At 65.4% G+C, this 7286-nt stretch carries 6 protein-coding genes; 1 reads left to right on the plus strand and 5 read right to left on the minus strand.

What is annotated here, in order from left to right; all coding sequences use genetic code 11:
• Positions 1–44: 44 nt before the first annotated feature.
• The 5 genes from EOA28_RS18575 to EOA28_RS18595 form a co-directional block, all read right to left on the minus strand.
• Positions 45–992 (minus strand): cation diffusion facilitator family transporter, encoded by a 948-nt coding sequence (locus EOA28_RS18575; RefSeq protein WP_128315138.1) that lies wholly within the window; start codon positions 990–992, stop codon positions 45–47.
• 5 nt (positions 993–997) lie between these two features.
• Positions 998–3187 carry an anthranilate synthase gene (locus EOA28_RS18580; RefSeq protein WP_127252867.1) on the minus strand — a complete coding sequence of 730 codons (2190 nt, stop codon included), beginning with the start codon at positions 3185–3187 and terminating at the stop codon, positions 998–1000.
• A gap of 256 nt (positions 3188–3443) precedes the next feature.
• On the minus strand, positions 3444–4616 hold the full coding sequence (locus tag EOA28_RS18585; protein ID WP_127252866.1) for an MFS transporter: 1173 nt from the start codon (positions 4614–4616) through the stop codon (positions 3444–3446).
• A gap of 118 nt (positions 4617–4734) precedes the next feature.
• Positions 4735–6111, minus strand: coding sequence for an FAD-containing oxidoreductase (locus EOA28_RS18590; protein ID WP_128315139.1), 1377 nt, complete (start codon positions 6109–6111; stop codon positions 4735–4737).
• A complete protein-coding gene (locus tag EOA28_RS18595) occupies positions 6108–6569 on the minus strand; it encodes a DUF4126 domain-containing protein (RefSeq protein WP_128315140.1) in 462 nt (153 codons plus the stop codon). Before EOA28_RS18595 ends, EOA28_RS18590 begins: the two co-directional genes overlap by 4 nt.
• A gap of 124 nt (positions 6570–6693) precedes the next feature.
• Here EOA28_RS18595 and EOA28_RS18600 point away from each other — a divergent pair, with 124 nt between their 5' ends.
• Positions 6694–7251, plus strand: a complete 558-nt coding sequence (locus EOA28_RS18600) for a sugar O-acetyltransferase (protein WP_127250737.1) — start codon at positions 6694–6696, stop codon at positions 7249–7251.
• Positions 7252–7286 lie beyond the last annotated feature (35 nt).

Raw genomic sequence — 7286 nt, forward strand, 5'->3', positions numbered from 1 at the left:
GACGTCTTCTGTTGATCGCTTGTTGAAGGCCTAAGACCTGGTGATCAGGCGAAAGGCACCGCGGTGGTGCCTTTCGGCAGTTTGGCCTCGTCGTCCGGCTCGACATGGATAGTGACGCGCACCGAGGGGATCTCGGCCTTCAACGCGTCCTCGATGCGATCGCAGATGACATGGCTGGCGCCGACGGTCATGTCGGCGTCGACGACAAGGTGGAACTCGATGAAGGTGGCCCGTCCGGCGATGCGCGTTTTCAGGTCATGCACCTCGAGCGCGCCTTTCGAATTGGCCGAGATGATGTCGCGGATCTGCATGTTCTCATGGCTATCGACGGCGCGGTCCATCAGGCCGTTCATCGACGAGCCGATGACATGCCAGCCCTGCCACAGGATGTTGAGCGCGACGATCACGGCCAATGCCGGATCGAGGATCTGCCAACCGGTGAGCACCGCGCCGACAAGGCCGCCGAGCACGCCAACGGACGTCACCACGTCGGTCATGATGTGCTGGCCGTCGGCGACTAACGCCGGCGATTTCGCGTTGCGGCCGGTCTGGATCAGAGTCCAGGCCCAGATCGCGTTGACGATGGTCGCCAAGCTGTTGACGGCAAGGCCCTTCCAGGGCTGCTCGAGCGGGGCCGGATGCTGCCAGGACTGCCAGCCCTCGTTGAGGATCAGCAGCGCCGCGACGACGATCAGCACCCCCTCGAGCACGGCCGAGAAATATTCGGCCTTGTGGTGGCCAAAGGGATGGTCCTGGTCGGCGGGCTTGTAGCTGACCTGGATTGCCCAGAAGGCGGCTGCCGACGCGATGACGTTGACGATCGATTCCGCCGCGTCGGAATAAAGCGCGACGGAGCCCGTGATGTACCAGGCGGCCACCTTGAGGGCGAGCACGGCGAAGGCGACGACGATCGACCAGAAGGCGAGCCTTGCGACCTTCTGCCTGGTCGCGGCTTTCGCCGCGGCCGTCGTCGTGTCCCTCGCCTCGGTCATCGTCCCTACGCGGCCTTTTCCTTGGCCTTGCGCGGCAGATGCGCGACGATGTTCTCGATGATGCGCATGCCGGCATTGTGACCGAGGGTCATGATCGATTCCGGATGGAACTGCACCGCGGCGATTGGCTCCTTGCGGTGCTCGAAGGCCATGATGATGCCGTCCTCGGTCTCGGCTGTGACCACGAAACCATCAGGCAGGCGCACCGGATCTGCGAAGATCGAGTGATAGCGGCCGACGGTCACTTCCTTGGGCAGGCCTGAGAAGATGATGCCGGGCTTCGAGACGCGGATGCGCGAGGGCTTGCCATGCATGGGGATGTGCAACTGCCTGAGTTCGCCGCCATAAGCCTCGGCCAGCGCCTGCAGGCCGAGGCAGACGCCGAAGATCGGCAAGTCGCGGGCGCGCGCCCGTTTGATGGTGGCGGCGCAATCGAAATCGGTTGGCGTGCCTGGTCCGGGCGACAGCACGACGAGGTCGGGCTTCAGCCGTTCGAAGACTTCCTCCGGCACCGGCGTGCGCACGGTGGAGACATTGGCGCCGGTCTGGCGGAAGTAGTTGGCCAGCGTGTGGACGAAGGAGTCCTCGTGGTCGACGAGCAGGATGTTGACACCGTCGCCGACGCGCGCGGTGGTGCGCTCGGTTCCGGTGGCGTTGCCGGTCTTGGCGTCGCGGATGGCGGAGAGCATGGCGGATGCCTTCAGTTCGGTCTCGGCTTCTTCTTCCTCGGGCACGCTGTCGAAAAGCAGTGTAGCGCCGGCGCGCACCTCGGCTATGCCGTCCTTGATGCGGATGGTGCGCAGCGTCAGGCCGGTGTTCATGTCGCCGTTGAAGTTGACCATGCCGATCGCGCCGCCATACCAGGCGCGCGGGCTCTTCTCGTTCTGTTCGATGAAGCGCATGGCCCAGAGCTTCGGCGCGCCGGTGACCGTGACGGCCCAGGCGTGCGAGAGGAATGCATCGAAGGCGTCCATGCCTTCGCGCAGCCGGCCTTCGATGTGGTCGACGGTGTGGATGAGGCGCGAATACATCTCGATCTGGCGGCGGCCGATGACGCGCACGGAGCCCGGCTCGCAGACGCGCGACTTGTCGTTGCGGTCGACATCCGAGCACATGGTGAGCTCGGACTCGTCCTTCTTGGAGTTGAGCAGCTTCAGGATCTGCTCGCTATCGGAAATGGCGTCGTCGCCGCGCTTGATGGTGCCCGAGATCGGGCAGGTCTCGACGCGGCGGCCGTTGACGCGCACGAACATCTCCGGCGAAGCGCCGATTAGATATTCGTTCTCGCCGAGATTGATGAAGAAGGAATAGGGCGAGGGGTTGATCGATTTCAGCTTGCGCGAGATGTCGGAGGGCTGGGTCTCGCAGCGCTCGTAGAACATCTGTCCAGGCACAACCTCGAACAGGTCGCCGCGCTTGAAGCTTTCCATGGCGCGCCGCACCAGGTTGGCGTATTCGCCCGGTTCGTGGTCGCCGCGCGGCGGGATGCGGTCGGCGGTCTTGAACGGCTCGACATGGGCATCGCGCGCCAGGCCTTCGGTCGAAAAGCCCTCGCCGGAATAGTCGTAGCGGTCGGTCCAGGCCTTGGTCGAATAATGGTCGACCACGAGAATCTCGTCGGGCAGGAACAGCACCAGGTCGCGCTGGCTTTCCTTGCGCTCGAGCTTGTAGTCCACCGGATCGAACTGGAAGGCGAGGTCGTAGCCGAAGGCGCCATAAAGGCCGAGATTGGCGTCCTCGGCGGTCTTGAACAAAGCGGTGATGGCGCGCAGCACGGTGAAGACGGACGGAACGCGGCTGCGCTCCTCCTCGGTGAAGACGCGGCCGGGTTTTGCCACATCGACGCGGATAAGCGTCTTCGAGGTCTCCGCGATCGTCACTTCGCTCAGCGCGCCAAGCGCCTTTCCGATCACAGGCAGGAGCACTTCGCCGCGCTTGTTCAGCGCTTCGATGCGCATGGCGCGGCCGCGCGCGGAGATCACCAGCGGCGGATCGATAATGGCGGTGTCCCAGCGCGTGTAGCGGCCCGGATACTCGTAGTTCGAGGAAAACACCGCGCCGCGGCGTGAATTCAGGCCGTCGACATAGGCGTCGATCGCGCCTTCATAGGGCCTGTCGTGCCGTTCGCGGGTGATCGTCACGCCGCCCGCGGTAACGAAGCGCTCCGCCCCGTTGTCCAGAACTTTAGTCGTCATTGCCGTCTCCATCAGCGTTTTGGGCAACGGACCCGGGAATGGCTATAAAAAACAAATGGCCGCCCGGACATTCCGCTGCGGCCACCCTCATTTTCACGCGCACACGCACGAACCGGCCGCTGTCAGCGAGCCCACCACCAAACGGTCTTGTTCGAACGCATGTTCATGCCGACTCCCATAGCGGCGAATGCTTGGATCGGCAAGCGGAATCAAGGAAATCGTCGGACGAGGTGAATCGGCTGCCGCGCAGGGAGCTTTATTCAGCGGGCTGCGGCTCCAGGATCGCGCGGCGGTCGAGCGATTGCGACAGCACGGCCACCGCGACGGCCAGAAGCGCGAGTGCGGCGCCCACCAGCGGCAGGTTGGCGTAGGAGACACCCCAGGAGATGGCGAGGCCGCCGATCCAGGCGCCGCCGGCATTGCCGACATTGAAGGCGCCCTGGTTCAGCGTGGCGGCAAGGTTCGGGCCTTCGGCGGCTGCCTCCACGACACGGATCTGCAGCGGCGGCACGACGATGAAGATCAGCATGCCCCACAGGAAGACGATAGCCACGGCCACGCTTGCGATGGCGCCGAGTCCGGTGAAGACGGCGAACAGCAGGGCCATGGCGAGCAGTGTGGCGATCACCGTCGGCATCAGCTTCCAGTCGGCCAGCCTGCCGCCGATGATGTTGCCGATGGTCATGCCGGCGCCGAACAGGAGCAGCACCCAGGTCACGGCCGCCGTCGACAAGCCGGAAACGTCGGTCAGATAGGGCTTGATGTAGGTGAAGACGGCGAACAGGCTGGCGGAGGCGAGCGAGGCGATCAGCATCGCCAGCCACACCTGCAGCTTGCCGAGCACGCGCAATTCGCCGACCAGCCCGCCGCCGCTGGGTTCGGCGACGTCGGACGGCACCAGCCAGGCGATGGCCGCGACCGAGACGAGGCCGATGCCGACGACGGCGAGGAAAGTGGCGCGCCAGCCGAAGGCTTCACCCAGCGCCGTGCCGGCGGGAACGCCCAGGATGTTGGACAGCGTCAGGCCGGCAAACATCAGCGCGATGGCGCTCGCCCGCTTGTTGCGCGGCACGAGGCTCGCCGCAACGACGGAGCCGATGCCGAAAAAGGCGCCGTGGCCGAAGGCGGTGAAGACCCTCGCGGCCATCAACAGCCAGTAGTTCGGGGCGATGGCGCAGAAGAGATTGCCGATGACGAAGAGAGCAGCGAGGCCGACAAGCACGGGCTTGCGCGGCAGGCGCGCCGTTGCCATGGCCACGATCGGCGCACCGAAGACGACGCCGAGCGCATAGCCGGTGACCAGAAGGCCAGCCGAAGGGATTGAGACGCCAAGGTCGGCCGCGACCTCCGGCAGCAGGCCCATGATGACGAATTCGGTGGTGCCGATGCAGAAGGAGGCAATGGCAAGCGCTAGGATCGGCAGCGGCATGGGATGTCCGGTCTGAATCGGTTCAAAATCGAGATTGACTTTGGACGTGCTCAGCGCGCAAGCGCCATTGTTGCAACGCAGCAATGCAAAAAGACGAGATCGGGGTCGCGACGCACAACTAGGTGAGCGGTTTAAGCTCCTGGGCGATCGTCGGCAGCAGTTCCGAGACGTTGGGGTGGATGTGCATGGCGCGCGCCAGCGTCGAGATCGGGGCCTTGGCGTACATGAGGTCGAGCACGCAATGGATCGCCTCGTCGCCGCCTGGCCCGAGCACGGTGCAGCCGAGGATCTCGCCGGTGTCGGCATCGGCGAGGATCTTCATGAAGCCTTGCGTCTCGCCCTTCTCGACCGCGCGGCCGACACGCGTCATCGGCCGCTGGCCGACCAGCGCGCGGCGGCCGGATTTCTTCACCGCGGCTTCCGTCATGCCGCAGCGCCCAAGCGGCGGATCAATGTAAAGCGCATAGGCCTCGATGCGGTCGGTGACCTTGCGCGGATCGTTGTCGAGCAGGTTGGCCGCGACGATCTCGAAGTCGTTGTAGGAGGTGTGGGTGAAGGCGCCCTTGCCGTTGCAGTCGCCCATCGCCCAGATGCCGGGCACGCTGGTGCGCAACTGGTCGTCGACGACGATGAAGCCGCGCTGGTCGACCTCGACGCCGGCTTTTTCGAGGCCAAGATCGTCGGTGTTGGGGACGCGGCCGAGCGCCAGCAGCACATGCGAGCCGACCGCCGGCGGCTGGCCGGCGGAGAAAGTCACGGCGACCTCGTTGCCTTTCCTGGCGAACGCGATGTCGCCGACGCCGACATGGACGCTGATGCCTTCATTTTCGAGAATGGACTGGATGGCGGCGGACGTGTCCTCGTCCTCGCGGCCGGTCAGCCTCGGCGCCTTCTCGATCACCGTGACCTCGGAGCCGAAGCGGCGGAACATCTGCGCGAATTCGAGCGAGATATAGCTGCCGCCGACGACGATCAGATGGCTGGGCAGCACATCGAGATCCATCATCGAGGAATTGGTGAGATAGGGGATATCATGGACGCCGGGCAGGTCGGGCACGGAGGCGCGGCCGCCGGTGTTGAGGAAGATCTTTGGCGCGGTCAGCAGCTCGTCGCCGACACGCACGGTGTCGGCGGATTCAAAGCGCGCGTGGCCGCGATAGAGCGTGCACTTCTCCATGCCGGCGATCCAGGTCTCGAGCCCCATGCGGGAAGCGCCCGAAACCTTGTCCTTGCGCGCCTTGATGGCCTTGTAGTCGACGGCGACGGGACCGGAAACCGTCACGCCATAATCGGCGGCGCGGCGGGCGAGGTGCGCGGCATAGGCGCTCGCCACCATCGTCTTGGTCGGGATGCAGCCAGTGTTGACGCAGGTGCCGCCGATGAGCTTGCGCTCGATCAGCGCCACGCTCATGCCGGCCGCGTTGAGCCGGCCGGCGAGCGGCGTGCCGGCCTGGCCGGCGCCGATGACGATGGCGTCGAAGGCTTTGGCGCTCATGCGACGGCAGCCACGATCAGCAGCCCGCCGACGATCGCAATGGCGTCCTCGATGAAGGCTGCGGGCGGATCCTTGCCGAAGGCGGCGGCCAACCGGCCACGCACCTCGGCTCCGCCCAGCGTGCCGATCCCCGCGCCGATGGCGCCGGCGATAAGACCGCCGATGGTGGCGCCGCCGGTCGCGCCGAGCACTGCGCCGGTGAAGGCGCCCAGGACGATACGGGCGCCGAATTGCTGCGGCACCTTCCGGCTCGGCGTCGACGGCAACTGGTCGGTGACCAATTCGACGATCGCCAGGATGGTGAAGATGCCGACGGCAATCCAGTGGCCCATGAAACTCGCCCAGGTGCCGGCGACCGGCAGCCAGCCGAGATAAGAACCCCAGGCGACGGCGGCCGGCGCTGTCATGGCGCGCAGGCCGGCAACGACACCTATCAGCAGTGCAAGCAGGTAAAGCATGATCCACCCCCTCAAAATCGGAACCTCGCACGGTTCCATGAAGGCAGGCTAGCATAGGCTGGGCGTTTGGCCACGGGCTTTTGTCCGACAATCGGTTGTGCAAACGAAATCGGGAGATGTCGCCATGTCGGCAAGCGAGCGCATGAAGATGGCGGCGGGCGAATGGTACACCTGCATAGACGATGAGCTCGAGGCGCTGCGCTTCGCCGCGCGCGATGCGGTGTTCGAGCACAATAGCCTGCCGCCCCGGCATCGTGGCAATATAGGGCCTGCTTTGCGGGCGCTGCTTGGTGGCGCGGGCGAAGGGGCTCGCATCGAGGCGCCGTTCCATTGCGCCTATGGCTTCAATTTGTTTCTCTGCGAGGGCGTCTTCCTCAATTCCGGCTGCATCATCCTCGACACCGCGCCGGTGCGCATCGGCAAGGGCACGCTGCTCGGCCCAAATGTGCAGATCTACTGCGCCGAGCATCATCGCGAGGCCACTGGACGGCTGGCCGGGCTGGAGATCGCAAAACCGGTGACGATCGGCGACAACGCCTGGGTCGGCGGCAGCGCGGTGATCCTCGCCGGCGTCAGCATAGGCGAGGGCGCCATCGTCGGCGCCGGCGCGGTGGTGACTCGCGACGTGGCGGCCAACACGACCGTGGTCGGCAACCCGGCGCGGGTTGTCACGCCGCGCTGAGCGTCCCCGCGGTCTTGGAAAACTCCCGCCGATAT

It is taken from the genome of Mesorhizobium sp. M2A.F.Ca.ET.067.02.1.1 (assembly GCF_004023285.1).
GTDB lineage: Bacteria > Pseudomonadota > Alphaproteobacteria > Rhizobiales > Rhizobiaceae > Mesorhizobium.